Genomic DNA, 26348 nt, shown 5'->3' on the forward strand with positions numbered 1-26348 from the left:
GCAAACCGTTCCTGTGGAATACACGTAGCGGCGGGAGGCCTCCCGCCGACCCGGGCGCCGTGAAGCAGGCAGCTCGGGGCTGCGCGATCCGTGCCCTGCGTCTCAGGCTTCCCAGGCCGGGGTGGCGCGCAACACTTCGTCCAGCGTCGTCAGGCCCTCGGCCACCTTCATGGCGCCGGCCAGGCGCAGCGGGCGCATGCCGTCCTGGGTGGCCTGCTGTCGCAGGCGTGACAGGTCCGGCGTCTGTGTGAGGTGGGGCTTGAGGGCCTCGGTGACGGTGAGCAGCTCGTACAGGCCCGCCCGCCCCTGGAACCCGGTCATGCGGCACTCGATGCAGCCCACCGGCCGGTAGGGGCGGAAGGCCCCGCTCATGCGCCAGGGGGCGATGGCCGCGGCCAGGGTGTCGCGGCTGAAATCCTCGTCGGGCTGCTTGCAGTGCGGGCACAGGGTGCGCACCAGGCGCTGCGCCAGCACGCCCAGCACGGTGGCGCTGATCAGGTAGGACGGCACGCCCAGATCGAGCAGCCGGGTGATGGCCGAGGCGGCGTCGTTGGTGTGCAGCGTGGTGAACACCAGGTGCCCGGTGAGCGCCGCCTGGATGGCCATCTCGGCGGTTTCGAGGTCGCGCACCTCGCCCACCATGATGATGTCCGGGTCCTGGCGCATCAGGGCGCGCAGACCGCTGGCGAAGTGCAGGTCGAGCTGGGGCTGCACCTGGGTCTGGTTGAAGGCCGGCTCGATCATCTCGATCGGGTCTTCGATGGTGCAGACATTGACCTCGTCGGTGGCCAGGCGCTTGAGCGTGGCGTACAGCGTGGTGGTCTTGCCCGAGCCGGTGGGGCCGGTCACCAGGATCACGCCGTGCGGCCGGGTGACGAGCTGCTCCCAGCGCTGCGCGTCGTGGCTGGAAAAGCCCAGGGCGTCGAGGCTCTTGACCGTGGTGTCCGGGTCGAAGATGCGCATCACCAGCTTCTCGCCGAAGGCGGTGGGCAGGGTGGACAGACGCATCTCGACCTCATCGCCGCGCGGGTTGCGCGTCTTGATCCGGCCGTCGAGCGGGCGCCGCTTTTCCACCACGTCCATGCGGCCCAGCAGCTTGATGCGGCTGGTCATCGCAGCCATCACGGTCAGCGGCAACTGGTAGACGGTGTGCATCACGCCGTCGATGCGAAACCGCACCGCGCCCATGTCGCGGCGGGGCTCGAGGTGGATGTCCGAGGCGCGCTGGTCGAAGGCGTACTGCCACAACCAGTCGACCACCTGCACGATGCCCTGGTCGTTGGCATCGAGGTTCTTGGCCTTGCCCAGTTCGACGAGCTGCTCGAAGTTGGCCGGGCCGCTGACCTGGCCGTTCTTCGTGGCGGCCTTGACCGACTTGGCCAGGGTGTAGAACTCGGTGGTGTAGCGCGCCAGCTCGTTCGGGCTGGACACGACCAGCCGGATCTTCTTGCGCGTGTGCGCCTCGATCTCGGCCACCCAGTCGGTGTCGAAGGGCTCGCAGGTGGCCATCGTGATCTCGGCCAGACCCACCTGCACCGGCAGGCAGCGGCGCCGCTCGGCATAGTTGATCGACATCACGTCGGCCACACGGCCCACATCGACCTTGAGCGGGTCGATGCGCAGGTAGTCCAGCCCCGCGCGGCCGGCGAGCCATTCGGTGAGGGTCTCGGTGTCCAGCGGCTTGCCGGTGCCGCCATGCACCAGGCCCACGCTGGCCAGCCGCACCAGCGGATGCTGGGCGCTGGCGCCGGCGGCCAGGCGCTGCTGGGTGCGCTGGGCGTCACCAGGGGTGATCAGCCCGTCCTCGCGCAGCCAGTCGACGAGGATGCGCCAGTCCAGACGGCCCTGGTGAGGGGCCTTGCGGGGACGCTGGGCAGTGGCTGGGTCGGGCTTGGCGGTCATGCAGGAGACACGAGTTTCATCATGCGCGGCCATTTGCGGGCCGGCAGGCCGAATCGAGTTTCGAGGTTTTCGGCACGCTCGGCAAGCACGACCCGGGTCACGGGCGGCACACCGCGGCAGGCCAGCACGATGGTGTTGCCTTCGCGCGTCGGCCGCAGGCTCCACAGGGTCTCGCCGGCAAAGGCCGCGGCGATGTGCGCCAGGCTGCGCTCGAAGCTGGCGTGACGGCCAAAGAGGTTGACGCTCATCACGCCGCCGCTGGCCAGCAGGCGGTGGCATGCCCGGTAGAACGCCTCGTCGTCGAGCACCGGGCTGGCGGCCTCGTGGTCGTACAGGTCCACGCACAGTGCGTCGGCCGTGCCCGCATGCGCCGGGTCGGTCACGTAGGCGGCGGCATCGGCCTCGATCACATTCAGACGCCCGTCGTCGGGCGGCAGGCGGAACCACTGGCGGCACACGGCGATGACCTCGGGGTTGAGCTCCACCGCCGTGGTGCGCCAGCGCAGCTTCCTGTGGCAGAACTTGGTGATCGCCGCCGCGCCCAGGCCCAGTTGCACGGCGTGGCCCTCATCCAGGGCGTCGGTCGGGCGCAGCAGCATCCAGGCCATCATGCGCTGCACGTAGGCCAGCTCGATATCGTAGGGCTTCTTCACCCGCATCGCCCCCTGCACCCAGGGCGTGTCCAGGTGCAGATAGCGCACGCCGTCGGATTCGGACAGCGTGACGCTCGGGTGGTGCGGGGCGCTCGTGCGCTTCTTGGTGAGACTCATGCCAGTTGGTGCAGTTCAAAAACGGCCCGCCAGGCCGCCAGCTTGCGCTCGAAGCTCCAGGAGGCGTTGGCCGGGCTGGTGGAAGGCAGGCGGTGCACCGCCAGGCCCAGGCGGCGCGTGATGCGCATCGCCCGGGCGGATTCGCCGCCGTGGTGGGCCAGCGCCTGCAGGCCCGGGGCCCATTCGCGCAGGCGCGCCAGCGGGTTGAGTTCGGCCTCCTCGATGGCGCTGTCCAGACTGCCCTCGCGCCGGCAGCTCGCGTACACGTCCCAGATGCCCAGCCCCCGCTCGCGCACCACGTCCAGCCGCTGCGCATAGGGCAAGGCCCGCAGGTCCACCCCCCACAGGGCCGACAGCAGGGGCCAGAAATGATTCCGCGGATGCGCGTAGTACTGCTGCTCGCGCAACGACGCCACGCTGGGGAAACTGCCCAGCACCACGAGGCGGGTGTGGGGCGCCACCACCGGCGCCAGGCCCCGCAGGCGATCGGGAGCATTCATGCCTGCGCCAACCCCAGCACCTCGCGCGCATTGGCCGAGGTGGCCGCAGCCACCACCTCCAGGCTCAGACCGCGCAGCTCGGCCAGTGTACGGGCGATGCGCGGCAGCTCCGCCGGCTCGTTGCGGCTGGTGTGGCCGGCCGCACGCTGCTCGGCGGTGCGGTAGAGCCATTGCGGCGGGATGTCGGGTGCATCGGTCTCCAGCACCAGCGCTTCCAGCGGCAGCTCACGGGCCAGGGTGCGGATCTGCAGCGCACGCTCGAAAGTCATCGCACCGCCAAAGCCCAGCTTGAAACCCAGGTCGATGAAGGCACGTGCCTGCTGGACGCTGCCGTTGAAGGCATGGGCGATGCCGCCCTTCACGCGCAGGCGCCGCAGGTGCTTGAGCAGGGCGTCGGCCGAGCGGCGCACATGCAGGATCACCGGCAGATCGAACTCGCGGGCCAGTTGGAGCTGGGCCACGTACCCGCGCTCCTGCACGGTCCGGTCCAGGCCCGGCACGAAGTGGTCCAGGCCGATCTCGCCCACGGCCACCAGACGGGCGTCGCCGCGATGGCGCTGCAGCGCCGCACGCAGCATGTCCAGCGCATCGGCCGGCTCAGCCTGCACATACAGGGGATGCAGGCCCAGCGCATAGACGAAGCCGTGGCGATGGGCAAGCTCGCGCACGGCGTCGAGGTTGGCGGTGCTCACGGCCGGCAGGACCATGCCGTCCACGCCTTGCGAGCGCGCACGCGCGACCACCGCATCGCGGTCGCCGTCGAATTCGGCCGCATCGAGGTGGCAGTGGGTGTCGATCCACATGGCGCGTCTTCGTTCAGACGAGCACGCCCGCCTTCAGCCTGAGCCGGCGGTCGCAGCGCGCGGCGAGCTCCTCGTCGTGGGTGACCACGACGAAGGCCGTGCCCTGGTCGCGCGCCAGCGAGAGCATCAGCTCGAAGATGGTGTTGGCCGTCTCGCGGTCCAGGTTGCCGGTGGGCTCGTCGGCCAGCACGCAGGCCGGCTGCGCCACCAGGGCCCGGGCGATGGCCACACGCTGGCGCTCGCCACCGGATAGTTCGGCCGGACGGTGCTGCGTGCGCTCGCGCAGGCCCACGCGCGAGAGCATCGCCAGGGCCTGGTCTTGCGCCGGCGCCACCGGCATGCGCCGGATGCGCAGCGGCATGGCCACGTTGTCCAGCGCCGTGAACTCGGGCAGCAAGTGGTGGAACTGGTAGACGAAGCCCAGCTGCCGGTTGCGCCACTCCCCCTGGGCGGAAGGCCCCAGGCTGGCGAAATCGCGCCCCTGCAGCACCACGCGCCCCTGCGTGGGTGCATCCAGACCGCCCAGCAGGTGCAGCAGCGTGCTCTTGCCCGAGCCCGAGGCGCCGACGATGGCCAGCGTCTCACCCGAGCGCACCTGCAGGCTCACGCCGCGCAGCACGTGCACGTCCAGCGGGCCCTCGTGGAAGCGCTTGTGCAGGTCCTCGGCCTGCAGCACGGTCTCATTCATAGCGCAGCGCCTCCGCCGGTTGCACGCGGCTGGCGCGCCAACTGGGATACAGCGTGGCCACGAAGGCCAGCACGAGCGAGATCACGCCGATGGGCACGATGTCGCCCATCTGCGGGTCGCTGGGCATGCGGCTGATGAGGTAGATGCTGCCGGGCAGGAAGCTCGCGTTGAACAGCCGCTCGATGGCCGGCACGATCACGTCGATGTTGAAGGCCACCAGCAGCCCCAGCAGCAGGCCGCCCAGGGTGCCGATGACGCCGCTGGCCGCCCCCTGCACCATGAAGATGCCCATGATGGAGCGCGGCGTGGCGCCCAGGGTGCGCAAGATGGCGATGTCGGCGCGCTTGTCGGTCACCGTCATCACCAGCATCGACACCAGGTTGAAGGCCGCCACCGCCACGATCAGCGTGAGGATGATGAACATCATGCGCTTTTCCAGCTGCACGGCGTCGAACCAGTTGCGGTTGGTGCGCGTCCAGTCGCGAAGATAGAGGTCGCCGCTCAGTTGCAGGGCCAGCTCCTGCGCCACCTCGCGGGCGCGGTGCAGGTCGGCCAGGCGCAACTGCACGCCCGTGGGCCCGGCCACGCGGAACAGCCGGGCCGCATCGTCCAGGTGCATCAGCACCAGGCCGCTGTCGTATTCGTAGTGGCCGGCCTCGAAGGTGCCCACCACCGTCATCTGCTTCAGGCGCGGCACCACGCCGGCCGGCGTCACCTGCCCGCTGGGCGAGACGATGGTGACGCGGTCGCCCTCGCGCACGCCCAGCGAGCGCGCCAGCTCGGCCCCCAGCACCACACCCCAGCCGTCGGGCTGCAGGCGGGCCAGCACGGTGTCCTTGAGCTGGGCGGCCAGCGGCGTCACCGCGGGCTCGTGCTCGGGCGAGATGCCGCGGATGATCGCGCCGCGCATGTCCTCGCCGCGGGCCACCAGCGCCTGGGCGGCCACGTAAGGCGCCGCCCCCAGCACCTGCGGGTTCGCCAGGGCTTCGTTGGCCGTCTGTTCCCAGTTGGGCAGGGCCTGACCGTCGGCGGAGAACACCTCGATGTGCGCAATCACCGACAGCATGCGGTCGCGCACCTCCTTCTGGAAGCCGTTCATCACCGACAGCACGATGATGAGCGCGGCCACTCCCAGCGCGATGCCCAGCATCGACACGCCGGAGATGAAGGAAATGAAACCGTTGCGCCGGGTGGCGCGGCCGGCGCGCGTGTAGCGCCAGCCGATCTGCAGTTCGTAGGGCCAGTTCATGGGTCGCATGGGGGGTTCACCCGCGGGCAGGCGCCCGATGCTACCCGAGCCGGCCAGGGCGCCGATAATGGCGGGCCATGCATGTGCTGATTCCCTATGCCTCGGCGCTGGCCGAGGCGGCCCGCGCGGTGATGCGCGACCTTTCCCTGCCCCACCTGGGCCGCCTGCTGGCCCGCCTCGGGCCGGTCTGGCGCAGCGAGGGCGACGAGTACAGCCTGTCCATGCCGCATGAGCGCGCCCTGGCCCTGGCCTGGGGCTATGCCGGCCCCGACGGCGGCCTGCCCTGGGCGGCCCACGCCGCCGCGTCCGACGGCATCGCCACCGACGACCTGTCCTGGGGCCTGCTCACACCCGCCCACTGGCACGCCGGCGCCGACGAGGTGACCATGCTGCCGCCCGAGTCGCTGCAGCTCGACGAGGCCGGCTCGCGCGAGGCGCTCGAAGCCGTGCGTGAACTCTTCGAGGCCGAGGGCTGGGTGCTGGTCTACGGCGCCCCGTTGCGCTGGTACGTCGCCCACGAAAGCCTGGCCGAGCTGCCCACGGCCTCGATCGACCGCGTGGTGGGCCGCAACGTGGACCTGTGGATGCCCGACCACCCCCAGGCGCGTCTGGTGCGCCGGCTGCAGCAGGAGGTGCAGATGCTGCTCTACACCCATCCGCTGAACGAACGCCGCGAGGCGGCCGGCCTGCTGCCCATCAACAGCTTCTGGCTGAGCGGCTGCGGGGTGCGCCAGGAGGCGCGGCCTGTCGCCGACCTGATCGTGGACACCCGCCTGCGCGAAGCCCTCCTCCACGGCGACTGGGCCACCTGGGCGCAGGCCTGGCAGGCCCTGGACGCCGGCCCCCTGCGCGAAGCCTGGCAGCGCCTGCGCGCCGGACAGCCCGTGCAACTGACCTTGTGCGGCGAGCGCCACGCGCAGACCTGGGCTCCGGCGGCACGCTCGTGGTGGCAGGTGCTGCGGGCACGCTGGACACCGGCCTCGCCGGCCGACGTGCTGCAGTCCCTGTGAGCCGGAGCCGGCCATGAGGATCACCACGCGCGACGTCCCTCCCCGCACGGCCTGGGCACTGGAACAGGCCGGGGTGCACCCGCTGCTGGCTCGTTTGTATGCCGCCCGCGGCATCCGCAGTGCCGACGAACTCGACGACTCGCTGGCCCGGCTGCTGCCGCCGGAGCAGCTCAAGGGTGCGGCCCAGGCCGCCGCCTGCCTGGCCGATGCCCTGGCGGCCGGCCAGCGCATCTGCGTGGTGGCCGACTACGACTGCGACGGCGCCACCGCCTGCGCCGTGGCCCTGCGCGGCCTGAAACTGCTGGGCGCGCGGCCCGACACGCTCAGCTACGTCGTGCCCGACCGCGCCGTGCACGGCTACGGCCTCACGCCGGCCATCGTCGACCTGGCCCTGGCCCAGCGCCCCGACGTGCTCGTCACCGTGGACAACGGCATCGCCAGCCTGGAGGGCGTGGCCCATGCCCGTGCGCGGGGCCTGCGCGTGGTGGTGACCGACCACCATCTGCCGGCCCTGGTGAACGGCGAAGTCGTGCTGCCGGACGCCGACGTGATCGTGAACCCCAACCAGCCCGGCTGCCCCTTCGAGAGCAAGCACCTGGCCGGCGTGGGCGTGATGTTCTACGTGCTGCTGGCGCTGCGCGCCGAACTGCGCCGGCGCGGCGCCTTCGACGGCGCATCGCAGCCGCGCCTGGACACCCTGCTCGACCTCGTCGCCCTGGGCACCGTGGCCGACGTGGTCAAGCTCGACGCCAACAACCGGCGCCTCGTGGCCCAGGGCCTCAAGCGCATCCGCGCCGGGCGCATGCAGCCCGGCGTGGCCGCGCTCTTTGCCGCTGCGGGCCGCCGCGCCGAACGTGCCGGCGCCTTCGACTTCGGCTTTGCCCTGGGCCCGCGCATCAACGCCGCCGGCCGCCTGGCCGAGATGACCCTGGGCATCGAATGCCTGCTCACCGACGACCCCGGCCGCGCGACCGAACTGGCGCAGCTGCTCGACGGCATCAACCGCGAGCGCCGCAGCGTGGAAGCCGGCATGCGTGAGCAGGCCGAGGCCCTGCTGGAGCGCCTGATGCCCGCCGGCGACCCACCGCCCGCCGTGGCCCTCTACGACGCCGAGTTCCACGAAGGCGTGGTGGGCATCGTGGCCTCGCGGGTCAAGGACCGCGTGCACCGCCCCACCTTCGTCTTCGCCCGCGGCCAGGACGGCCTGCTCAAAGGCTCGGGCCGCTCCATCCCCGGCTTCCACCTGCGCGATGCGCTCGACCTGGTGAGCAAGCGCCATCCTGGTGTGCTGCGCAAGTTCGGCGGCCACGCCATGGCCGCCGGCTGCACCGTGGGCGAGGATGATTTCGTCACCTTCGCCCAGGCCTTCGCCACCGTGGCCAGCGAATGGCTGGACGACACGCTGCTCGCCCGCACCGTGGCCACCGACGGCCCGCTGGAGCCGCAATGGTTCCGCCCCGAGGTGGTGCAGATCCTGGAGCAGGAAGTCTGGGGCCAGGCCTTCGAGGCGCCGGTCTTTTGCGACGAGGTGGAGGTGGTGTCGCAGCGCATCGTCGGCGAACGCCATCTCAAGCTCACCGTGCGCCATGGCGGCAGCCTGCGCGACGCGATCTGGTTCGGCCACAGCGAGCCCCTGCCCGAACGCAGCCGACTGGCTTACCGTTTGTCCTTGGACGAATACAACGGTCAGCAGCGAGTGCAGATGGTGGTGGAAGCCCTGGCCTGACCCCTCGGTCAGGGGGCGTGTTGCGACTTGTCACGCCTGGACCCGGCGTGAGGCACTAGGCTGATGGGCTCCATTCGAAGGAGTCCCCGTGGCCCCCTTCCCGCGACCGCCTGACGCCCCCCTCGAAGATGCCGACCGGCGCCGCCTTCTGCTGCGTGCTGGGCGCTGCGCGGCTGCCGTGGCCGCCCTGTCGGCCTGCGGCGGCGGTGGCGATGCCGGATCTTCTGGTCCCCCACCGCCGCCCCCGCCTCCACCGGGTCCGCCGCCTCAAATCAGGAGCTTTGCCACCGGGCTCCAACAGCCCTGGGGGCTCGCCTTCCTGCCTGACGGCAGCGCGCTCGTGACGGAAAAGCCCGGGCGATTGCGCCGCGTCAGCCCCCAAGGCGAGCTGTCCGCCCCCCTGCTGGGCGTGCCGTCCGTGTACTACGGAGCCGGCACGCAAGGCGGCCTGCTCGATGTGGTCATCGACCCCAACTTCTCGAGCAACCGACGGATATATCTGTCCTATGCCGAGCCCGACCAAGGCGGCGCCGTCACCGGGATCGGCACCGCCGTGGCACGCGCCGTGCTGAGCGAAGACCATACCCAGCTCAGCCTGGTCGCGGTCATCTATCGACAAACGCCGCGCTTCAACGGCGACGGCCATTTCGGCTCCCGGCTCGCCTTTCGAGCCGATGGCACCCTCTTCGTCACCCTGGGCGACCGGCAGGTCCAAACCGATGCTCCCCAGCGCACCGACAATCACCTCGGCAAGGTGGTGCGCATCGACACCAACGGCGGCAACCCCGGCAACAACTTCAGCGGCCTGACTTGGAGCCTGGGCCACCGCAACCCGCAAGGCGCCGCCGTCCACCCTGGCACCGGCGAGCTGTGGATCAGCGAACACGGCCCGCTGGGCGGCGACGAAATCAACCGCGTGGTGCAAGGTGGCAACTACGGCTGGCCTCTGGTGAGCTACGGCTGCGACTATGACCAGACCCCGGACCCCTCGTGCCGCATCGGCGGCGGCACCCATGCCCCGTCCTTCGTCGAACCTGTTCATTACTGGGTCCCCATCTCCTGCGCCCCCTCGGGCATGTGCTTCTACACCGGCGACCGCTTCCCCGAATGGCGCGGCAACCTCTTCGTCGGCACGATGGCCGACCAGCGCAGCCTGCGACGGCTCACCCTCAGCGGCAACACCGTCACCGCCGAGGAACAACTGTTCCGCTCGCTCGACGTGCGCGTACGCGACATCAAGCAAGGCCCCGACGGCTGGCTCTACATGCTGGAAGAAACCAACGGTCGCATCCTGCGCATCGAACGCTGAAGCCCCCGACGGCCGCAGGGAACCCGCGCCCGGTGGCAGACTCCGACGGGAATCGTCCCGCTCGGAGCCGTCCATGACCTTCCAACACCTGCTCCTGGCCGCCGCGCTCGGCCTGGCCACCGTCGCGGCCCAGGCCCAAACCCTCAAGCCCGTCAGCGTGGCCCGCGGCCTGCAGCACCCCTGGGGCCTGGCTTTCCTGCCCGATGGCCGCATGCTCGTCACCGAACGGCCGGGCCGGCTGCGCATCGTCTCGCCCGACGGAGCGCTCAGCCCCCCTGTGAGCGGCGTGCCCCAGGTCGATGCGCGAGGCCAGGGCGGCCTGCTCGACGTGGCGGTCGATCCCGAGTTCGCCAGCAACCGCCTCGTCTACCTGAGCTACAGCGAACCCGGCGAAGGCGGCAACAGCACCGCCGTGGCCCGCGGGCGCCTGGAAGGCCATGCGCTCACCGACGTGCAGGTGATCTTCCGCCAGCAGCCCAAGATCAACAGCGCCGCCCATTTCGGCTCGCGCCTCGTGTTCGCGCGGGACGGGCGCCTCTTCATCACCCTGGGCGACCGCTTCGGCCAGCGCGACGAGGCGCAAAACCTCGCCAACCACATCGGCAAGGTGGTGCGCATCGAGCGCGACGGCCGCGTGCCCGCCGACAACCCCTTCGTGGGCCGCAACGACGCCCGCCCCGAAATCTGGAGCTACGGCCACCGCAACGTGCAAGGCGCCGCGCTGCACCCGGCCACCGGCCAACTCTGGACCCACGAACACGGCCCCCAAGGCGGCGACGAACTCAACCTCACCCTGGCCGGCCGCAACTATGGCTGGCCCGTGGTCACCTATGGGCGCGAATACGGCACCGGCTTCAAGATCGGCGAAGGCACCAGCAAGAGCGGCATGGAAGACCCGCTGCGCCACTGGCTGCCCCGCTCCGTGGCCCCCAGCGGCATGGTCTTCTACACCGGCGAGCGCTACCCGCAGTGGAAAGGCAACCTCTTCATCGGCACCCTGCGCGAACAGGCCCTCATCCGCCTCGAACTCGACGGCACGCGCGTGGTGCGCGAAGAACGCCTGCTCACCAACCTGCGCGAACGCATCCGCGACGTGCGCCAGGGGCCCGATGGGTGGCTCTATGTCCTGACGGACAACAACGATGGGCAGGTGCTGAGGTTGGAGAACTGAGCGCCGAGGCGACTTCTAGTTCTCCACTCGCCCGTCAGCTCTCGTGTATTGACCCAGCAGAACCTGCTCAGGTCAGACCGGCAGCAGGCCAGCTTGACGAACCCAGTGTCACGCCAACAGCGGCAACGGCGGCGAGTGAATGGGGCCCTGCTAAGCGGTTGATACTTGCGCCCGCACCGAAGCCCGAGTGCAACAAGGCCGCCTGTCGATGTGCAGTCTGTTCTCTGTGGCGCTGTCACCAAGGCACTGCGCCGACTGGTGAGTGTCGGCCACCGGCTGCTCATCGTCTACGAGGCCGGCCCCTGCGGGTTCTGCAGGATCGAAGCAGCTCATTGGAACTGCTCGTCAAGGTCTCTCGAACCATGCAGAACCCGGACAACATCGATCCCGTCAGGTCGCGGCTCGAAGAAAACGACGTATCTCCCGAACGGCAGACTACGCATTCCAGGTGACAGCTCGTCGCGAGGACGTCCCATCTTGGGCTGCGTGGCCCAGAGCATGAAGCATTCGTCCAGCCGATCGATCCAGCGATCCGCGTCAACGGGGCTGTCCTCGGCAATGTAGGCCCAGATCTCAAGGATGTCGGCTTCGGCCTGCGGTCGGAGCGTGACACGCGCCATCTACGCAGCGCTCGACTTGGCTGCCTTGCGGGCCCGCGCCTTCTGCTTCAGCACAGAGGCATCCCAAGCGGCGCTTGGCCCACTGTCCAAGCCTTTGCGGACCTCACGACGCAGCTCTTCCAGCTTCACCTGCCGGAGGCGGTCTCGCTCTTCCATCAGACGAAGTGCCTCTCGCACGACCTCGCTGGCCGAGGTGTACAGGCCCGAACTGACCTTTGCGCGCACCATCTCCTCAAGCTGAGGGGTGAGGTTGACGTTCATGCCCATGGTTCATCTCTTGTGGCCGGGAGCATTGATGCTATCAGGATATGTCAAAGATTGACATCGTTCCGAATCGTCAATCTGCAGCTGCATAACCGCGCCGAGACTGCGCAAGGCCGTCTGTCGAATGTCGTTCTGTGCTCTGTTCAGGCCTTCTACATGTCGTCATGCGTGATGCCCGCGAAGCCAGCCTTGAAGAACCTCACTTGCCCCCGTTTGCTCGACGTAGCGGGAAGTTCCAGGCGTACAACCCATTTGTATCTAGACAATGACTGAGCGCTTGCCAAGCGTTCAGCCCGTTCGCGCAGCGTCCGCAAGCCGCACTTTGCCTGCGCCCACGGGTGCGGGCAATACCCCTCCAAAAGGGGGCACGAGCGACGTCATTGGCCAGGCTGGCCCGGCTTTTTTCCGCGCAGCTCTTGGCACGCCGGCCGTCTGTGGATGCCCCCTGGCGCGTCTCGGCGGCCCCGGCTTCCTACAATGCAGATGTGAATTTCTCGCCTGCCGGCGTGCTCAACGCCGATCTTCATTGCCATTCCAACGTCTCCGACGGCACGCTCAGTCCAGAGGATCTGGCCGCGCGGGCACGGGCCAATGGGGTGCAGTTGTGGGCCTTGACCGACCACGATGAGGTCGGCGGGCAGCACCGGGCGCGGGCAGCGGCCTTGAGTTTGGGGCTGCCCTATCTCACAGGCACCGAGATTTCCGTGACCTTCGCGGGTGAAACCGTGCACATCGTGGGCCTGGGGTTCGATCCGGACGATGCGGCTGTGGTGGAGGGTCTGGCGCGAACGCGCGCAGGGCGTCGGGCCCGGGCGCAGGAGATGGCCGAAGGGCTGGCAAGGGTGGGCATCCACGGAGCCTATGAGGGAGCGCTGAAGTACGTGGGCAACCCCGAGCTGATCTCGCGCACGCACTTTGCGCGCTTCCTGGTGGAGGTGGGCGCCTGCCGCGACACGCAGGAGGTGTTTCGCAAGTACCTCACCGAGGGCAAGCCCGGCTATGTGCCGCACCGCTGGGCCAGCTTGCGCGATGCCGTGGGTTGGATCGTGAACGCCGGCGGCGTGGCCGTGGTGGCGCACCCGGGGCGCTATAAGTTCACGGTCAATGAGGAATACGCGCTGTTCAGCGAGTTCCGCGAGTTCGGCGGGCGCGGCGTGGAGGTCGTCACCGGCAGCCACACTCAGCAAGACTACGTGAAGTACGCGGCGCTGGCCGAGGAATTCGGTTTGTACGCCTCGCGCGGCTCCGACTTCCACTCGCCCGACGAGAGCCACACCGACCTGGGCGCCTTGCCCTACCTGAGTGGCACGCTGCGCCCGGTATGGGAAGCGCTGGCCGATCGCATCCAATGGCCTTCTTGAAGGCCCGCCGTTGGGGGTGGGGCGCGCGCTGCGCTCAGGCCGCCGAGCGCTGCCCGCTGCGCCGCGGCGCCAGCGTGGACCGCAGGCGCTGGTCCACGGCCTGGCAGGCTTCGCCGCTGAACTGGCGCTCCAGCGCGTCGAGCAACGCGCGCGTGCGCGCCGGCATCAGGCGCCGGCCCGGAAACACCGCCCAGGCCACCGTGGCGGGCAGGTGCCAGTCGGCCAGCAGGGGCTGGAGTTCACCGCTGCGCACATAGGGTTCGGCAAAATCGTCAGGCACGGCAGCGATGCCCGCCCCGGCGCGGGCCAGGCGCATCAGGAGTTCGGGCGAGTTGATGGTGGCCCGCCCCGGAGGGATGCCCTCCCAGCGCATCTCGCCGCGGCTGAGCACCCAGGGCGCCGGATCGCCATGGCGGCTGAGCAAGTGCAAGGCCTCGTGCTCCATCAGGGCCTCCGGCTCGGTGGGCGCCCCTTGTCGAGCGATGTAGGCCGGCGAGGCGTACAGACCCACCGACAGCACCGCCAAGCGGCGCGCGGCCAGCGAGCCTTCTTCGGCCAGGTCGCCCATGCGGATGGCCAGATCGAAGTTCTCGCCGATGAGATCCACGCGCCGGGGGGTGATATCCACCTCCAGTGTGATGGCCGGGTAGCGGGCGATGAAATCGGCCAGCATCCGGCTGAGCACCAGGTTGGCGAAGTCGCCCGGCATGGACACGCGCAGGCGGCCGCTGGGCTCGGCCTGGCGATGTTGGGCGAGCAGGGCCGCGGCCTCGACCTCTTCGGCCACTTGGCGGGCATGGGCCAGCACATGGTGGCCGAAGTCGGTGAGGGTGAGTTTGCGGGTCGTGCGCAGCAGCAGCCGCTCGCCGAGTTGGGCTTCCAGCGCCGCCAGCCGCCGCGACACGGTGGACTTGGGCAGGCCAGTGCGCTCGGCGGCGCGGCTGAAGCTGCCCTCGTCGGCCACGCGGGCGAACAGCAGCAGATCGTCGGCCTGAAGCTTCATGCCGCCCTCATTGTTCCATCAATGGTTCAATATTATCCGCAAAATGGTCTTCCGGACAGATTTTGGGACAACTAGAGTTCAGGACATTGCCCCATGACCCATCTCAAGGAGCTTCGTCATGAACATCTTGCAAGTGAATTCCAGCGCCCGCATCGAGGGCTCATATTCGACCCGGCTGGCCAGCGCGCTGGTCGAGCGGCTGCGTGAGCGCCACCCGCAGGCGCGCGTGACCGTGCGTGACCTGGCCCGCACGCCCCATCCCGTGCTGGACGAGGCGGCTCTGGGCGCCCTGTTTACCCCCGCCGAGCAGCGCACGCCCGAGCAGGCCGCCCGTGTGGCCCTGGACGATGCGCTGATTGCCGAAATCCAGGCGGCCGACGTGGTGGTGCTGGGAGTGCCGATGTACAACTTCGGGGTGCCGGCCCAGTTGAAGAACTGGATCGACGCGATCTCGCGCGCCAAGGTGACTTTCCAGTACACCGAGAACGGCCCCGAAGGTTTGCTCAAGGGCAAGAAGGTGTATGTCGTGCTCACGCGCGGCGGCATTTATCGCAACCAGCCTTCGGACAGCCAGGTGCCTTATCTGCGGACCGTGCTGGGCTTTCTGGGCATGACCGACGTGGAATTCATCTACGCCGAGGGTCTGGCGATGGGCCCCGAGGCCGAGCAGAAGGCGCTGGCGAACGCACAGGCCGAGATCGACGCCGCGCTGGCCTGACCCGGCCCCGCCCTGACGGCCTTTTCGAGAGGAGCCTGTCATGACCGTCATCACACCGACCGAGCGCCGCGGCGTGGTCGAGCACCCCCGCAGTGTGGAGCGGCTGGTGGCTGGCGTGCCCACCTCCGACGGTGCGGGGGTGAAGCTCACGCGCGTGCTGACCCAGTCGCTGCAGCGCCGGCTCGACCCCTTCCTGATGCTCGATGCCTTCGGCACCGACCGGCCCGAGGATTACATCGGCGGCTTTCCGGATCACCCGCACCGCGGTTTCGAAACGGTGACCTACATGATCGCCGGACGCATGCGCCATCGCGACAGCGCCGGCCACGAAGGCCTGCTCAGCCACGGTGACGTGCAATGGATGACCGCCGGGCGCGGCGTGATCCATTCGGAGCTGCCCGAGCAGGAGGAAGGCCGCATGGAGGGCTTCCAGCTCTGGCTGAACCTGCCCGCGCGCGACAAGATGTGCGACCCGTGGTACCGCGACATCCGCAGCCAGGACATCCCCGAGCACACCGCACCGGGGTTGAGGGTGCGAGTGATCGCTGGGCACAGCCATGGCGTGGCCGGCGCCGTGCAGCGCGAGGCCACCGAGCCGCTGTACCTGGACGTGCACCTGGCGGCCGGCACACGCTTCGCGCAGCCCGTGCCGGACGGGCACAACGCCTTCGTTTACGTCTACCGCGGCCAAGTGGCGATCGGGGACACGCAGGTGAGCGCCGGCCACATGGCCCTGCTGCGCAACGAGGGCGATGGCGTGGCCCTGCGGGCCACGACCGACAGCCGTGCCTTGCTGCTGGCCGGCAAGCCCCTGCATGAACCCATCGTGCAGTACGGACCGTTCGTAATGAACAGCCAGGAGCAGATCTTCCAGGCGGTGCAGGACTTCCGCGCCGGACGCTTCGGCGGCTGACCTCGCGGGTCAGGCCGTGTCGGTCACCGCCGGATCGTCGCAGGCCTTGGCGGCGAGCTTGCGCCGCACCGGCAGCTTCACCGGCGCCGGGACGGCCGGATCGGGCAAGGCTGCAACCTGCTCGAGCAAGGCGTGCAAGGCGTCGAGCGCCTGGGGCCCGAGATGGGCCTCGATGGCCCGGTAGCGCTCGTCGATGCGGCCGAGCATGCGTTGGACCAGGCGCCGCGCCTTGGGCGTGAGTTCGACGATGATCTTGCGCTGGTCCGTCGAGATGCGAAAGCGCCGCACCCAGTCGTCTCGCTCCATGCGCTCGAGCACCCCGGTGAGGCTGGGCCCCGGAATGCAGGCCGCCGCAGCAATCTGGCCCACCTCCAGTTCGCCCCGGTCGGACAGCACGCGGATCACCCGCCATTGCTGCTCGGTCACACCCGCCACCTTGAGGTTGGGGCGGAAATAGCGCATCACCGACTCTCGCGCGCGCAGCAGCGCATCGGGCAGGTTGCGGTGGCCGATGGCGGGGGGCATGGGCATCCTTGGTGGGTCAGTGTGAAGCAGATACTTCACTTATTCTAAGGATCGCCCTCGGTCATAAACAAATGCTTCACAGCCCCAAAGGGCCTCGGCTCGTTTGGCGGCCTGCAGCCAGGCCGGTGCGTCGCTGCGCGCCAAGGTCACAGGCGCGCCGCCAGGCGCGTGCCCTGCTCGATGGCGCGCTTGGCGTCCAGTTCGGCCGCCTCGTCGGCCCCGCCGATCAGGTGCACGCGCACGCCGGCCGCGCGCAGCGGCTCGGCGAGGTCGCGCAGCGGCTCCTGGCCCGCGCACAGCACGATGTGATCCACCTCCAGCCAGGTGGGATCCTCGCGCTTATCGCCGTGGCTGATGAGCAGGCCGCGGTCGTCGATGCGCTCGTAGTGGACGCCGCCGATCATGCGAACGCCCTTGTGCTTGAGCGTGGTGCGGTGGATCCAGCCGGTGGTCTTGCCCAGGCGGTCGCCCAGCTTGCCGGCACGGCGCTGCAAGAGTGTCACTTCCCGCACGGGCGCAGAGATGCGCGGCTGCACGCCCTCGACGCCGCCGCGGGCCAGCGCCGGGTCGCCCACGCCCCATTCGGCGAGCCATTCGTGCAGGTCCAGCGTGGGCGAACGGCCGTCGTGCACCAGATGCTCGGCCACATCGAAGCCGATGCCCCCGGCCCCGACGATGGCCACGCGCCGCCCCACGGTGGCGCCATGGCGCAGCACGTCGATGTAGCTGAGCACCTTGGGATGGTCCTGCCCGGGGATGCGCGGGTCTCGCGGACGCACGCCTGTGGCCAGCACCACCTCGTCGTAACCGGCCCGCGCCAGGGTGTCGGCTTGGACCACGGTGTTCAAGTGCAGCCGCACGCCGCTCAGCTCGACCCGGCGGCGGAAGTAGCGCAGCATCTCGTGGAACTCCTCCTTGCTCGGCACGACCTTGGCCATGTTGAGCTGGCCGCCGATCTCGCCGGCGGCGTCGAAGAGATCCACCTCGTGCCCGCGCTCGGCCAGGGTGGTGGCGGCCGACAGCCCGGCTGGGCCGGCGCCCACCACCGCCACACGCTTGCGTGCCGCCGTGGGACGGATCACGAGCTCGGTCTCGCGGCAGGCGCGCGGGTTGACCAGGCAGCTGCTGAGCTTGTTGACGAAGACATGGTCCAGGCAGGCCTGGTTGCAGGCGATGCAGGTGTTGATCTCATCGGCACGGCCCTCGCGCGCCTTCTTCACGAACTCGGGGTCGGCCAGCAAAGGCCGCGCCATCGACACCATGTCGGCGCACCCTTCGGCCAGGATCCGCTCGGCCACCTCGGGCGCGTTGATGCGGTTGGTCGCCACCAGCGGCAGCCTCACCGCGCCACGCAGCTTCTTCGTCACCCAGGCGAAGGCGCCGCGAGGCACGCTGGTGGCGATGGTGGGAATGCGCGCCTCATGCCAGCCGATGCCGGTATTGATGATCGTGGCGCCGGCGCGTTCGACCGCCTGGGCGAGCATCACCACCTCGTCCCAGGTGCTGCCGCCGGGCACGAGGTCGAGCATCGACAAGCGGTAGATGAGGATGAAGTCGGGCCCCACGGCCTCACGGCAGCGTTGCACGATCTCCACCGCCAGGCGCATGCGGTTCTCATAGGGGCCGCCCCACTCGTCTTCACGGTGGTTGGTGGCCGCGGCGAGGAACTGGTTGATGAAGTAGCCCTCGCTGCCCATGATCTCCACGCCGTCGTAGCCGGCCTCGCGGGCCAGCACCGTGCAGCGCACGAAGGCGCGGATCTGACGCTCCACGCCTCGCGCGCTCAGCTCGCGTGGGGTGAACGGCGAGATCGGCGACTTCAGCCGCGAGGGCGCCACCGCCAGCGGGTGGTAGGCGTAGCGGCCGGTGTGCAGGATCTGCAGCGCGATCTTGCCGCCTTCGGCGTGCACGGCCTCGGTCACCGCCCGGTGGCGCCGCGCCGCGCCGTGCGTGGCCAGCCGGCCGGCAAAGGGCTTGGCCCAGCCCTCCACATTCGGCGCAAAGCCGCCGGTGACGATGAGCCCTACCTCACCGCGCGCCCGCTCGGCGAAGTAGGCCGCAAGCTTGTGGAATTGCCGCCCGTCCTCCAGGCCGGTGTGCATCGAGCCCATCAGCACACGGTTGCGCAGGGTCGTGAAGCCCAGATCCAGGGGCTGCAGGAGGTGGGGATAGGCAGGCGAGGTGGCGCTCAAGACGGGCTCCATGACTCAGTGAGACGAGCGCAATTATCGAACGATCGTTCGATGGTGAAACGGCAGGAATCCGCGGCTCGTCCGCCCGCCAAGGTCGGCGGCATTCCGGGGCCCTTGCGGGCGGTATGATGGGAGTCGAGGCTGCCTTGCCGCAGCTGCGCCCTTTCATGCTCAAAACGCTTCGCGCCCAACTGATCTTTGCCAGCGCTGCCATCTTGGTGCTGATGTCGGGCCTGTTGCTTTGGGCGGCGCAAACGGCCCTGCGGTCCACGCTGCAAGATCAGTTTGCTCAGCAGCTCCAGGTGGCTCGGCCCCTGCTGGTCGCGGCATTGTCCCCCTTGATGGCAGCGCGCGACTACGCTGCGGTGCACGAGGTGGTCCGGCAGAGCGTGTCCCACCAAGGTCTGGCGTTCCTGGAGGTGCTGGACGCCGACGCCCGGGTCGTCGCGGGCTCGCCCCGACCACCGGACACCCCGGAGCTGGGCGCATCGGAGGCACCGCTCGAAATCGAGGGGCAGGTCTACGGCCACGTGCGATTCGGCGTGCACACCGAGGGCCTGCAGACGGGCTTGCTCCAAGTGACCCGTGACAGCGTGCTGATCGGTGCGCTGGTATTGGCACTGGGGGTGGTGCTCATGGTGGGACTGACGACCTGGCTGACCCAGCATTTGCGCTCGCTGGCCCAGGCCAGTCATCGAATGGCGCGGGGCGAGTCGGTGGACCGCATCCCCGCAGGCGCGGGTCCGCGGGAATTGCGCCAGCTCGCCCAGGCGTTCAATCAGATGACCGGGGCTTTGCAGCAGCGCATGCAGGCCCTGGGAGACAGCGAGCGGCGCCAGCGCTCGCTGGTGGATGACCTGGAAGGGCTCAATGCCGAGCTCGAAGCCCGGGTGGCGCGCCGCACGGCCGAGCTCCAGGCCGCACGAGATGCCGCCGAACAGGCCAACCGGGCCAAGTCGGAGTTCCTCTCGCGCATGAGCCACGAACTGCGCACCCCGCTCAACGCCATTCTCGGCTTCGCCCAGGTGCTGCGTGCCCGTGCGAACGAACTGCCGCCGCTGGCCGCCGAGCCGCTGCGCCACATCGAGGCGGCCGGCTGGCACCTGCTGCAGATGATCAACGAAGTGCTCGACCTGGCACGCATCGAATCGGGCCGCATGAGCGTCTCGCTGGAAAGTGTGGATCTGGCCGAGCTGCTGCAGCAGGCCCTCCAAGCCATCGAGCCCCTGGCGCAGCGCAAGGGCGTGGAGCTGCACACCGCCGCGACGCTGCCGGCGCCGTGCTGGGTACGGGCAGACCGCACGCGTGCGCGCCAGGTGCTCGACAACCTGCTGTCCAACGCGGTGAAGTACAACCGTCCACAGGGCCGGGTCACGGCCCGGGTGGATGCCGGCACCGAGGGTTGGGTGGTCGTGTCGATCATCGACACCGGACGGGGCATGGATGCGCAACAGCTGGCCCACCTGTTCGAGCCTTTCACCCGCTTCGTGCCCCCCGGCGAAGGCATCGAGGGCACGGGCATCGGACTGCTCATCACCCGGCGACTGCTCGAGGCCATGGGGGGCGGCTCGATGTGCAGTCCGAGCCTGGCGTGGGATCGTGCTTCCGCTTCGAGCTGCCGGCGGCCCAGGCCCCGCAGGCACCGGCCCCCACCTCGGACGACAAACTGGCCGACGCCGCCACGGCGCCCCAGGTGAGTCTGCGCACCGTGGCCTATGTGGAGGACAACCCCTCCAACGTCGAAGTGTTCCGGCAGGTGCTGGGGCTGCGCCCGGGTCTGACCCTGGTGACGGCGGGCGACGGCATCTCCGGACTGGCCCTGGTGCGCGCACACCGCCCCGACCTGGTCGTGATCGACATCGACCTGCCCGGCATGGACGGCCTGGAGCTGTGCCGGCGCCTGCGCGCCGACCCGCAAACGGCCCACATCCCCAAAGTGGCGCTCAGCGCCAATGCCATGCCGCGCGATGTCGAGCAGGCCCACGAAGCAGGTTTCGAGGCCTATCTCACCAAACCCATGGACGTGCCGGCACTGATCGCGCTGCTCGACCGGCTGCTGCCGGGGCCTGCGTCTCCCACAGGGAGCCCGGCGTGACCCGGCGTAAGTGTGTTCACCCCCCTATGCACCGCCGCCGCTGGCTGGGTGTCATGGCCGCCGCGGCCTGCGGATGGGCTTGTCCGGCCGCGGCCACCCCGGGAGGACCGCCCCTGCGCATCGGCCTGGCGCCCTATCTGCCGGCGCCCCGGCTGATGCTCTTGTTCCGCCCCTTGCGCGAACACCTGGAGGCCCAGCTGGCCCGAGCGGTGCAGTTCTACACGGCCCGCGACTTCCGCCAGCTGGCCGCAGACACCCGGGCTCGCGTCTTCGACGCGGCGATGCTGCCGGCCCACCTGGCAGCGCTGGCCATGAGCGACTGGGGCTACCTCCCCTTGTCGGGCACTCTGGCCCATACGCAGGTGATCCTGCTCGTGCGCAAGGACAGCCCCGTCCAGACCGCGCAGGATCTGCGCGGGCAGGCCATCGGCACGCTCGACCCGCTGTCCCTGGTGGCCGCCGTGGCCCTGCGCTGGCTGACCGAACAGGGCCTGGCGCTGGGCACGGGGGCGCAGGCGGTGCGGGTCGCGGTGCAGCCCACCGTCAGCAGTGCGTTGCATGCCCTGGCACGCGGGGAGGTGGCCGCCGTGGCGGTGGCCGAGGCCCAGTTGCACAACCTCAGCGCCGACACGCCGATCGATCACCGCCGACTGGTGGAGCTACGCGACATCCCCGGGCCCGTCTTCGTGGCCTCGCCCACCCTGCCCGACGTCCAGCGGCTCGCGCTGGTCCGGGCGCTGCTGAGCTTCCAGCCCGATCCTGCCGCCGCGCTGACCGCGGCCAACACTCGCCACCATGCGTTGGAGCCGACGGCCCTGGCCAACCTGCAGGCCTATGTGCAGGTGGCGCGGCGCCTGATGAGCGAGCCGACCGGCACCGCACGCTGACACAGCGGTGCCCGCACACAGCCCGCCGGCTCGCAAGGCAGGCCAACGCCGGGCTCACGTGCTGGCACGCACCACCACCTCGTAGCCCAGGCGCACGCACGCCGGCGCAGGCACCTCGCCACGAATGAGCTGCAACAGCATGCGCGCCCCCGCCGTGCCCACCTCGGAACGCGGCGTGCGCACGGTGGTCAGCGCCGGCAGCATCTGGTCGCTGCCGGCCAAATCGTTGAAGCCGGCCACGGCCAGCTGGGTGGGCACCTTCACCCCCAGGCGTTGGGCGGCCAGCAGCCCCCCTTGGGCCAGGTCGTCGTTGTTGAAAAAGACTGCCTGCGTGTCCGGCCGCAAGCGCAGCAGCTGCTCGAGCAAGCGCGCGCCCAACGCGATGGACGAGCGCTCGGGGCTGAGCAGCTCCAGCGACGGGTCGTAGCACTGCGCCTGCCGCAGCGCGCGGCGGTAGCCCTCGGCCCGTTGCATCGTGCGCGGGTCGAGCTGGGCGGCGATGAAGGCGATGCGCCGGTGCCCGCGGGACAGCAGGTGACGCGTCAGGTCGGCCCCCGCGTCCGTCTGCGAAAAGCCCACGCAGAACACGCCCGGAGCGTCGGTGGTTTCCATCAAGTGCACACAGGGCACGCCGCTGGCCGCGATCAGCCGCCGCGCGGCCTCGGTGCGGTCGAAGCCGGTCACCAGCAGCCCCGCCGGCCGATGGGCCAGATAGCTGCGCAGCAACTGCTCTTCTTCCAGGGCATCGTAGTGCGTGACCCCGATCAACGGCTGGTAGCCGGCCGGGAACAGCACCCGGTGCACCGCCTCCAGCAGGTCCACGAACAGCGTGTTGGACAGCATGGGCACCAGCACGGGCACCTGTGTGCTGCGCTGCGAGGCCAGGGCCCGCGCCGCCGGATCGGGCACATAGCCCAGGCGCTCGACGGCCGAACGCACCCGCGCCACCAGCTCGGGCGCCACGCCCCGCTCGCCGCGCAGCGCCCGCGACGCGGTGATGGGGCTGACCTCCGCCTCGCGGGCGACGTCCTGCAGGGTGACACGACCGCTGGAGCGGCGCTTGCGCGAAGAAAGATCCAAGGGTTAACCCTAGGTGTGGGATTGTGATCTTCATCTAGGATAGCGCTACCAAACTGCCTGCACAAGCCCTTCGACGTCCCTTCCCCAGTCCGTCGTCCCTTTGCGGCACTTTCTCCCGCCTTCAGCGCCCTTGCTCACTGTTACGCACTTGATGGATAGCGCTACCAAATCGTTCTCTTCCCCAACTGCATCCGCCTTGGTGGTGATGGGCGTGGCCGGTTGCGGCAAGTCCAGCCTCGGCCGGGCCTGTGCCGAAGCGCTGGGCTGGCCCTTGCTGGAGGGTGACGACTACCACTCCCACGAGAGCGTGGCGAAGATGAAGGCCGGCATCGCCCTCACCGATGCCGACCGGGAAGGCTGGCTCGCCCGGCTGGGACAGATGCTGGCGGACCGGCCGCAAGGCGCAGTGCTGACCTGCTCGGCGCTCAGACAGCGCTACCGTGACCAGCTCCGCGCCGCCCGGCCGGGGCTGCACTTTGCCTTCCTCGATCTGGACGAGGCCACCGCCCGCGAGCGCGTGGCCGCCCGGGCGGGCCACCTCTTCCCGCCCAGCCTGGTGGCCAGCCAGTTCGCCACGCTGGAGTCCCCCGTGGGCGAACCCGGGGTGCTGCACCTGGATGCCACCTTGCCGCTGGAGCGCTTGCGCGACCAGGTGCTCGCCTGGCTGCGCCACCCGACGGAGACCTCTGCATGACCTCTGCCTCCTCCTCGCCCTCGTCGCGGCCGCCCCACTGGGCTGCCACGACCCTGCGCCGACTGGCCGAGGCGGCCATGGCCCTGAGCCTGCTCGGCATGGTCCTGGCCGTCTTCTTCAACGTGGTGCTGCGCTACTTCTTCAACACCGGGCTGGCCATCTCGGAGGAGCTGTCACGGCTGCTCTTCGTGTGGCTGGTGTGCATCGGCGCGGTCCTGGCCATGGCCGAAGGCAAGCATTTGGGCTTCGACATGGTGACCAGCCGCCTGCGAGGCCGAGCGGCCGCGGCCTGCCGCTGGCTCACCCGCGCGCTCATCGCCGTGGCGCTGTACCACCTCGTGACCGGCTCGTGGCAGCAGGTGCTCGCCGGCATGGACTCGCGCAGCCCCGTCATGAACTATCCGCTGGCGCTGGCGGCCGCCGGCACGCTGGTGATGGGGGCGTGCATGGCCGCTTTGCTGGCCGTGGACTGCGCGCAAGCCCTGCGCCGCGGTGAAGCCCCGGAGGAACAGGCATGACCATCGCCATCTTCCTGGCCGTGCTGTTCGCCAGCATGACGGTGGGCGTGCCCATCGCGTTTGCGCTGATGCTCACCGCGCTGGCGCTGATGGTCCACCTGGACTTCTTCGACGCCCAATTGCTCGCTCAAAACGTGCAGGCCGGCTTCGACAGCTTTCCGCTGCTGGCCGTGCCCTTCTTCATCCTGGCCGGCGAGCTGATGAACGCCGGGGGCCTGAGCCGGCGCATCATCGATCTGGCGCGCGTCTTCGTGGGCCACATCCAGGGCGGCCTGGGCTATGTGGCGATTGCCGCCTCGGTGATGCTGGCCTCGATGAGCGGCTCGGCCATCGCCGACACCGCCGCCCTGGCCACGCTGCTGCTGCCGATGATGCGCAGGCAGCACTACCCCGACGGCTCCAGCGCCGGCCTGATCGCCTCGGGCGGCATCATCGCGCCCATCATCCCGCCGTCGATGCCCATGGTGATCTATGGCGTCACCACCAACACCTCGATCAGCAAGCTCTTCCTGGCCGGCATCGTGCCCGGCGTGCTGATGGCCGCGGCCCTGGTGCTGGTGTGGCGGCGCATCTCGGGCCGCTGCGCGCTGCCGGTGGCCGAGAAGGCCCCCTGGAGCGAACGCTGGCGCGCGCTGGCACGCAGCGTGTGGGCCCTGATGCTGCCGGTCATCATCATTGGTGGCCTGCGCTTCGGCCTGTTCACCCCCACCGAGGCCGCGGTGGTGGCGGCGGTCTACGCCCTGCTGGTGGCCACGCTGGTGTACCGCGAACTCACGCTCGCGGGCCTATACCCGGTGTTCGTGTCGGCAGCCAAGACCACCGGGGTGGTGATGTTCCTGTGCGGCGCGGCCACGGCGGCGTCGTACATGATCACCCTGGCCGACCTGCCCGGCGACTTGGCGCGCAGCTTCGGCCCGCTGCTGGAGCACCGCGTGCTGTTCATGCTGGTGGTGGCCGTCTTCCTGCTGGCCATCGGCATGGTGATGGACCTCACGCCCACCATCCTGATCCTCGGCCCGGTGCTGGCGCCCTTGGCTGCGCGGGCCGGCATCGACCCGGTGTACTTCGGCTTCATCTTCATCTTCATCGGCAGTCTGGGCCTGCTCACGCCGCCGGTGGGCACGGTGCTCAACGTGGTGGCCGGCGTGGGCCGGCTGCGCATGGAACCGGTGGTGCGCGGCGTGCTGCCCTTCCTGGTCGTGTACGGCGCCCTGCTGCTGCTGATGATCCTTTTCCCGCAGATCGTGCTGGCGCCGCTGCGCTGGCTCACCTGATTTTTCCTGGCGACCCCGGTCGCGTTCCCGACCTTTCCTCAGAAGGAGACCTCGCATGAAACTCAAACTCGCTGTCGCCGCCCTCGGTGTGGCCCTGCTGGCCGCCGGCCAGGCCTGGGCCCAGGACATCAAGCCGCGCATGATCCGTTTTGGCTACGGCCTCAATGAAGACTCCAACCAGGGTCGCGCCGTCAAGCTCTTCGCCCAGGAGGTGGAGAAGGCCTCGGGCGGCAAGATGCGTGTGCGCGCCATCGGTGCCGCGGCGCTGGGCTCGGACGTGCAAATGCAGCAGGCCCTGATCGGCGGCGCCCAGGAGATGATGGTGGGCTCCACCGCCACGCTGGTAGGCATCACGAAGGAAATGGCCATCTGGGACACGCCCTTCCTGTTCAACAACAGCGCCGAAGCCGATGCCGTGCTCGACGGCCCGGTGGGCCAGAAGGTGATGGACAAGCTGCAGGAAAAGGGCCTGGTGGGCCTGGTGTACTGGGAGAACGGCTTCCGCAACCTCACGAACAACAAGCAGCCGGTCACCAAGCTGGAGGATCTCAACGGCATCAAGCTGCGCGTGATGCAGAACAACGTCTTCCTCGACAGCTTCAAGAGCCTGGGGGCCAACGCCATTCCCCTGCCCTTCTCGGAACTGTTCACCGCGCTCGAGACCCGCGCGGTGGATGGCCAGGAGAACCCGTACAACACCATCCTGTCCAGCAAGTTCTACGAGGTGCAGAAGTACCTCACCGTCACGAACCACGTCTACAGCCCCTGGATCGTGCTGGCCAGCAAGAAGTGGTGGGACGGCCTGAGCCAGGCCGAGCGCAAGGTGCTGCTCGACGCGGCCGTGAAGAGCCGCGACTTCGAGCGCAAGGACACGCGCGAGGAAGCCGCCAAAGCCCTGGCCGAGTTGCGCGCCAAGGGCATGCAGGTCAACGAGCTGTCGCCCGCGGAAGCCAACCGCATGCGCGAGAAGCTGACCGCCGTGCACGCCAGCATCGCCGAACAGGTCGGCCGCGACCTGTGGGCCGAGACCCAGGCCGCGCTGGCCAAGGTGCGCGGCGGCAAGTAAGCGGCGACCC

Annotated in this window: 26 protein-coding genes; 14 read left to right on the forward strand and 12 right to left on the reverse strand. The window is 69.5% G+C overall.

All coding sequences use genetic code 11. From position 1 onward, the window contains the following. Positions 1 to 102 precede the first annotated feature (102 nt). The 6 genes from ACK4ZD_RS05780 to ACK4ZD_RS05805 are packed head-to-tail and all read right to left on the reverse strand — an operon-like array spanning position 103 to position 5912. On the reverse strand, positions 103 to 1902 hold the full coding sequence (locus ACK4ZD_RS05780) for a GspE/PulE family protein (RefSeq protein WP_409659574.1): 1800 nt from the start codon (positions 1900 to 1902) through the stop codon (positions 103 to 105). Continuing rightward, complete coding sequence (locus ACK4ZD_RS05785; RefSeq protein ID WP_409659575.1) at positions 1899 to 2672, reverse strand: methyltransferase domain-containing protein; 774 nt, start codon at positions 2670 to 2672, stop codon at positions 1899 to 1901. The genes ACK4ZD_RS05780 and ACK4ZD_RS05785 overlap by 4 nt, the downstream gene beginning before the upstream one ends. Next, positions 2669 to 3172, reverse strand: coding sequence for a DNA-deoxyinosine glycosylase (locus tag ACK4ZD_RS05790; protein ID WP_409659576.1), 504 nt, complete (start codon positions 3170 to 3172; stop codon positions 2669 to 2671). The genes ACK4ZD_RS05785 and ACK4ZD_RS05790 overlap by 4 nt, the downstream gene beginning before the upstream one ends. Then, a complete protein-coding gene (locus ACK4ZD_RS05795) occupies positions 3169 to 3975 on the reverse strand; it encodes a TatD family hydrolase (RefSeq protein ID WP_409659577.1) in 807 nt (268 codons plus the stop codon). Before ACK4ZD_RS05795 ends, ACK4ZD_RS05790 begins: the two co-directional genes overlap by 4 nt. A gap of 13 nt (positions 3976 to 3988) precedes the next feature. Next, a complete protein-coding gene (gene lolD, locus ACK4ZD_RS05800; protein WP_409659578.1) occupies positions 3989 to 4663 on the reverse strand; it encodes a lipoprotein-releasing ABC transporter ATP-binding protein LolD in 675 nt (224 codons plus the stop codon). Further along, positions 4656 to 5912: a lipoprotein-releasing ABC transporter permease subunit gene (locus ACK4ZD_RS05805; RefSeq protein WP_409659579.1), complete on the reverse strand. Its 1257-nt coding sequence runs from the start codon at positions 5910 to 5912 to the stop codon at positions 4656 to 4658. The genes lolD and ACK4ZD_RS05805 overlap by 8 nt, the downstream gene beginning before the upstream one ends. Before the next feature lie 77 nt (positions 5913 to 5989). Here ACK4ZD_RS05805 and ACK4ZD_RS05810 point away from each other — a divergent pair, with 77 nt between their 5' ends. From ACK4ZD_RS05810 to ACK4ZD_RS05825, 4 genes are all read left to right on the forward strand, one after another. Further along, on the forward strand, positions 5990 to 6922 hold the full coding sequence (locus ACK4ZD_RS05810; RefSeq protein WP_409659580.1) for a hypothetical protein: 933 nt from the start codon (positions 5990 to 5992) through the stop codon (positions 6920 to 6922). Positions 6923 to 6935: 13 nt separating this feature from the next. Continuing rightward, the gene (gene recJ / locus ACK4ZD_RS05815) at positions 6936 to 8648 is read left to right on the forward strand and encodes a single-stranded-DNA-specific exonuclease RecJ (RefSeq protein ID WP_409659581.1); all 1713 of its coding nucleotides are present in this window, start codon (positions 6936 to 6938) and stop codon (positions 8646 to 8648) included. 178 nt (positions 8649 to 8826) lie between these two features. Beyond that, complete coding sequence (locus ACK4ZD_RS05820) at positions 8827 to 9957, forward strand: PQQ-dependent sugar dehydrogenase (RefSeq protein WP_409659675.1); 1131 nt, start codon at positions 8827 to 8829, stop codon at positions 9955 to 9957. A 73-nt stretch (positions 9958 to 10030) separates the two neighbouring features. Next, positions 10031 to 11128, forward strand: coding sequence for a PQQ-dependent sugar dehydrogenase (locus ACK4ZD_RS05825; RefSeq protein ID WP_409659582.1), 1098 nt, complete (start codon positions 10031 to 10033; stop codon positions 11126 to 11128). A gap of 329 nt (positions 11129 to 11457) precedes the next feature. On the opposite strand, the gene ACK4ZD_RS05830 is transcribed toward ACK4ZD_RS05825, so the two are convergent. Beyond that, positions 11458 to 11748, reverse strand: coding sequence for a type II toxin-antitoxin system RelE/ParE family toxin (locus ACK4ZD_RS05830; RefSeq protein ID WP_409659583.1), 291 nt, complete (start codon positions 11746 to 11748; stop codon positions 11458 to 11460). Further along, positions 11749 to 12009 carry a type II toxin-antitoxin system ParD family antitoxin gene (locus tag ACK4ZD_RS05835; RefSeq protein WP_409659584.1) on the reverse strand — a complete coding sequence of 87 codons (261 nt, stop codon included), beginning with the start codon at positions 12007 to 12009 and terminating at the stop codon, positions 11749 to 11751. A gap of 488 nt (positions 12010 to 12497) precedes the next feature. Here ACK4ZD_RS05835 and ACK4ZD_RS05840 point away from each other — a divergent pair, with 488 nt between their 5' ends. Next, positions 12498 to 13373 (forward strand): 3',5'-nucleoside bisphosphate phosphatase, encoded by an 876-nt coding sequence (locus tag ACK4ZD_RS05840; protein ID WP_409659585.1) that lies wholly within the window; start codon positions 12498 to 12500, stop codon positions 13371 to 13373. 34 nt (positions 13374 to 13407) lie between these two features. Here the strand turns inward: ACK4ZD_RS05840 and ACK4ZD_RS05845 are convergent, their stop codons facing one another. Continuing rightward, positions 13408 to 14376 (reverse strand): LysR family transcriptional regulator, encoded by a 969-nt coding sequence (locus ACK4ZD_RS05845; protein ID WP_409659586.1) that lies wholly within the window; start codon positions 14374 to 14376, stop codon positions 13408 to 13410. Positions 14377 to 14494: 118 nt separating this feature from the next. Here ACK4ZD_RS05845 and ACK4ZD_RS05850 point away from each other — a divergent pair, with 118 nt between their 5' ends. Together ACK4ZD_RS05850 and ACK4ZD_RS05855 are read left to right on the forward strand one after the other, a co-directional pair. After that, complete coding sequence (locus tag ACK4ZD_RS05850) at positions 14495 to 15094, forward strand: FMN-dependent NADH-azoreductase (protein WP_409659587.1); 600 nt, start codon at positions 14495 to 14497, stop codon at positions 15092 to 15094. A 40-nt stretch (positions 15095 to 15134) separates the two neighbouring features. Then, positions 15135 to 16007: a pirin family protein gene (locus tag ACK4ZD_RS05855; protein WP_409659588.1), complete on the forward strand. Its 873-nt coding sequence runs from the start codon at positions 15135 to 15137 to the stop codon at positions 16005 to 16007. A 9-nt stretch (positions 16008 to 16016) separates the two neighbouring features. On the opposite strand, the gene hpaR is transcribed toward ACK4ZD_RS05855, so the two are convergent. Together hpaR and ACK4ZD_RS05865 are read right to left on the reverse strand one after the other, a co-directional pair. Then, on the reverse strand, positions 16017 to 16532 hold the full coding sequence (gene hpaR / locus ACK4ZD_RS05860) for a homoprotocatechuate degradation operon regulator HpaR (protein WP_409659589.1): 516 nt from the start codon (positions 16530 to 16532) through the stop codon (positions 16017 to 16019). A gap of 146 nt (positions 16533 to 16678) precedes the next feature. Continuing rightward, complete coding sequence (locus tag ACK4ZD_RS05865; protein ID WP_409659591.1) at positions 16679 to 18736, reverse strand: FAD-dependent oxidoreductase; 2058 nt, start codon at positions 18734 to 18736, stop codon at positions 16679 to 16681. Positions 18737 to 18891: 155 nt separating this feature from the next. Here ACK4ZD_RS05865 and ACK4ZD_RS05870 point away from each other — a divergent pair, with 155 nt between their 5' ends. Genes ACK4ZD_RS05870 through ACK4ZD_RS05880 form a run of 3 tightly spaced genes read left to right on the forward strand, consistent with a single transcriptional unit; the run spans position 18892 to position 21706 of the window. Next, positions 18892 to 20421: an ATP-binding protein gene (locus ACK4ZD_RS05870; protein WP_409659593.1), complete on the forward strand. Its 1530-nt coding sequence runs from the start codon at positions 18892 to 18894 to the stop codon at positions 20419 to 20421. Then, entirely contained in the window at positions 20418 to 20819 is a 402-nt protein-coding gene (locus ACK4ZD_RS05875) for a response regulator (RefSeq protein ID WP_409659595.1), read from the forward strand. Before ACK4ZD_RS05870 ends, ACK4ZD_RS05875 begins: the two co-directional genes overlap by 4 nt. Positions 20820 to 20845: 26 nt before the next feature. After that, the gene (locus ACK4ZD_RS05880) at positions 20846 to 21706 is read left to right on the forward strand and encodes a phosphate/phosphite/phosphonate ABC transporter substrate-binding protein (protein WP_409659597.1); all 861 of its coding nucleotides are present in this window, start codon (positions 20846 to 20848) and stop codon (positions 21704 to 21706) included. A 54-nt stretch (positions 21707 to 21760) separates the two neighbouring features. Here the strand turns inward: ACK4ZD_RS05880 and ACK4ZD_RS05885 are convergent, their stop codons facing one another. Further along, a complete protein-coding gene (locus ACK4ZD_RS05885; RefSeq protein WP_409659599.1) occupies positions 21761 to 22786 on the reverse strand; it encodes a LacI family DNA-binding transcriptional regulator in 1026 nt (341 codons plus the stop codon). A gap of 151 nt (positions 22787 to 22937) precedes the next feature. Here ACK4ZD_RS05885 and ACK4ZD_RS05890 point away from each other — a divergent pair, with 151 nt between their 5' ends. Genes ACK4ZD_RS05890 through ACK4ZD_RS05905 form a run of 4 tightly spaced genes read left to right on the forward strand, consistent with a single transcriptional unit; the run spans position 22938 to position 26338 of the window. Beyond that, positions 22938 to 23480, forward strand: coding sequence for a gluconokinase (locus ACK4ZD_RS05890; protein WP_409659601.1), 543 nt, complete (start codon positions 22938 to 22940; stop codon positions 23478 to 23480). Next, positions 23477 to 23998, forward strand: coding sequence for a TRAP transporter small permease (locus tag ACK4ZD_RS05895; protein WP_409659603.1), 522 nt, complete (start codon positions 23477 to 23479; stop codon positions 23996 to 23998). The genes ACK4ZD_RS05890 and ACK4ZD_RS05895 overlap by 4 nt, the downstream gene beginning before the upstream one ends. Continuing rightward, entirely contained in the window at positions 23995 to 25272 is a 1278-nt protein-coding gene (locus ACK4ZD_RS05900) for a TRAP transporter large permease (protein WP_409659605.1), read from the forward strand. The genes ACK4ZD_RS05895 and ACK4ZD_RS05900 overlap by 4 nt, the downstream gene beginning before the upstream one ends. A gap of 55 nt (positions 25273 to 25327) precedes the next feature. Next, entirely contained in the window at positions 25328 to 26338 is a 1011-nt protein-coding gene (locus tag ACK4ZD_RS05905; protein ID WP_409659607.1) for a TRAP transporter substrate-binding protein, read from the forward strand. Positions 26339 to 26348: the final 10 nt, after the last annotated feature.

It is taken from the genome of Caldimonas sp. (assembly GCF_046291045.1).
GTDB lineage: Bacteria > Pseudomonadota > Gammaproteobacteria > Burkholderiales > Burkholderiaceae_C > Caldimonas.

Bases quoted from the DNA above. Each gene is read 5' to 3' on its own strand.
- ACK4ZD_RS05780 (WP_409659574.1), bottom strand. From the start codon at position 1,902: ATGACCGCCAAGCCCGACCCAGCCACTGCCCAGCGTCCCCGCAAGGCC.
- ACK4ZD_RS05785 (WP_409659575.1), bottom strand. From the start codon at position 2,672: ATGAGTCTCACCAAGAAGCGCACGAGCGCCCCGCACCACCCGAGCGTC.
- ACK4ZD_RS05790 (WP_409659576.1), bottom strand. From the start codon at position 3,172: ATGAATGCTCCCGATCGCCTGCGGGGCCTGGCGCCGGTGGTGGCGCCC.
- ACK4ZD_RS05795 (WP_409659577.1), bottom strand. From the start codon at position 3,975: ATGTGGATCGACACCCACTGCCACCTCGATGCGGCCGAATTCGACGGC.
- lolD (WP_409659578.1), bottom strand. From the start codon at position 4,663: ATGAATGAGACCGTGCTGCAGGCCGAGGACCTGCACAAGCGCTTCCAC.
- ACK4ZD_RS05805 (WP_409659579.1), bottom strand. From the start codon at position 5,912: ATGAACTGGCCCTACGAACTGCAGATCGGCTGGCGCTACACGCGCGCC.
- ACK4ZD_RS05810 (WP_409659580.1), top strand. From the start codon at position 5,990: ATGCATGTGCTGATTCCCTATGCCTCGGCGCTGGCCGAGGCGGCCCGC.
- recJ (WP_409659581.1), top strand. From the start codon at position 6,936: ATGAGGATCACCACGCGCGACGTCCCTCCCCGCACGGCCTGGGCACTG.
- ACK4ZD_RS05825 (WP_409659582.1), top strand. From the start codon at position 10,031: ATGACCTTCCAACACCTGCTCCTGGCCGCCGCGCTCGGCCTGGCCACC.
- ACK4ZD_RS05830 (WP_409659583.1), bottom strand. From the start codon at position 11,748: ATGGCGCGTGTCACGCTCCGACCGCAGGCCGAAGCCGACATCCTTGAG.
- ACK4ZD_RS05835 (WP_409659584.1), bottom strand. From the start codon at position 12,009: ATGAACGTCAACCTCACCCCTCAGCTTGAGGAGATGGTGCGCGCAAAG.
- ACK4ZD_RS05845 (WP_409659586.1), bottom strand. From the start codon at position 14,376: ATGAAGCTTCAGGCCGACGATCTGCTGCTGTTCGCCCGCGTGGCCGAC.
- ACK4ZD_RS05850 (WP_409659587.1), top strand. From the start codon at position 14,495: ATGAACATCTTGCAAGTGAATTCCAGCGCCCGCATCGAGGGCTCATAT.
- ACK4ZD_RS05855 (WP_409659588.1), top strand. From the start codon at position 15,135: ATGACCGTCATCACACCGACCGAGCGCCGCGGCGTGGTCGAGCACCCC.
- hpaR (WP_409659589.1), bottom strand. From the start codon at position 16,532: ATGCCCCCCGCCATCGGCCACCGCAACCTGCCCGATGCGCTGCTGCGC.
- ACK4ZD_RS05865 (WP_409659591.1), bottom strand. From the start codon at position 18,736: ATGGAGCCCGTCTTGAGCGCCACCTCGCCTGCCTATCCCCACCTCCTG.
- ACK4ZD_RS05870 (WP_409659593.1), top strand. From the start codon at position 18,892: ATGCTCAAAACGCTTCGCGCCCAACTGATCTTTGCCAGCGCTGCCATC.
- ACK4ZD_RS05880 (WP_409659597.1), top strand. From the start codon at position 20,846: ATGCACCGCCGCCGCTGGCTGGGTGTCATGGCCGCCGCGGCCTGCGGA.
- ACK4ZD_RS05890 (WP_409659601.1), top strand. From the start codon at position 22,938: ATGGATAGCGCTACCAAATCGTTCTCTTCCCCAACTGCATCCGCCTTG.
- ACK4ZD_RS05895 (WP_409659603.1), top strand. From the start codon at position 23,477: ATGACCTCTGCCTCCTCCTCGCCCTCGTCGCGGCCGCCCCACTGGGCT.
- ACK4ZD_RS05900 (WP_409659605.1), top strand. From the start codon at position 23,995: ATGACCATCGCCATCTTCCTGGCCGTGCTGTTCGCCAGCATGACGGTG.
- ACK4ZD_RS05905 (WP_409659607.1), top strand. From the start codon at position 25,328: ATGAAACTCAAACTCGCTGTCGCCGCCCTCGGTGTGGCCCTGCTGGCC.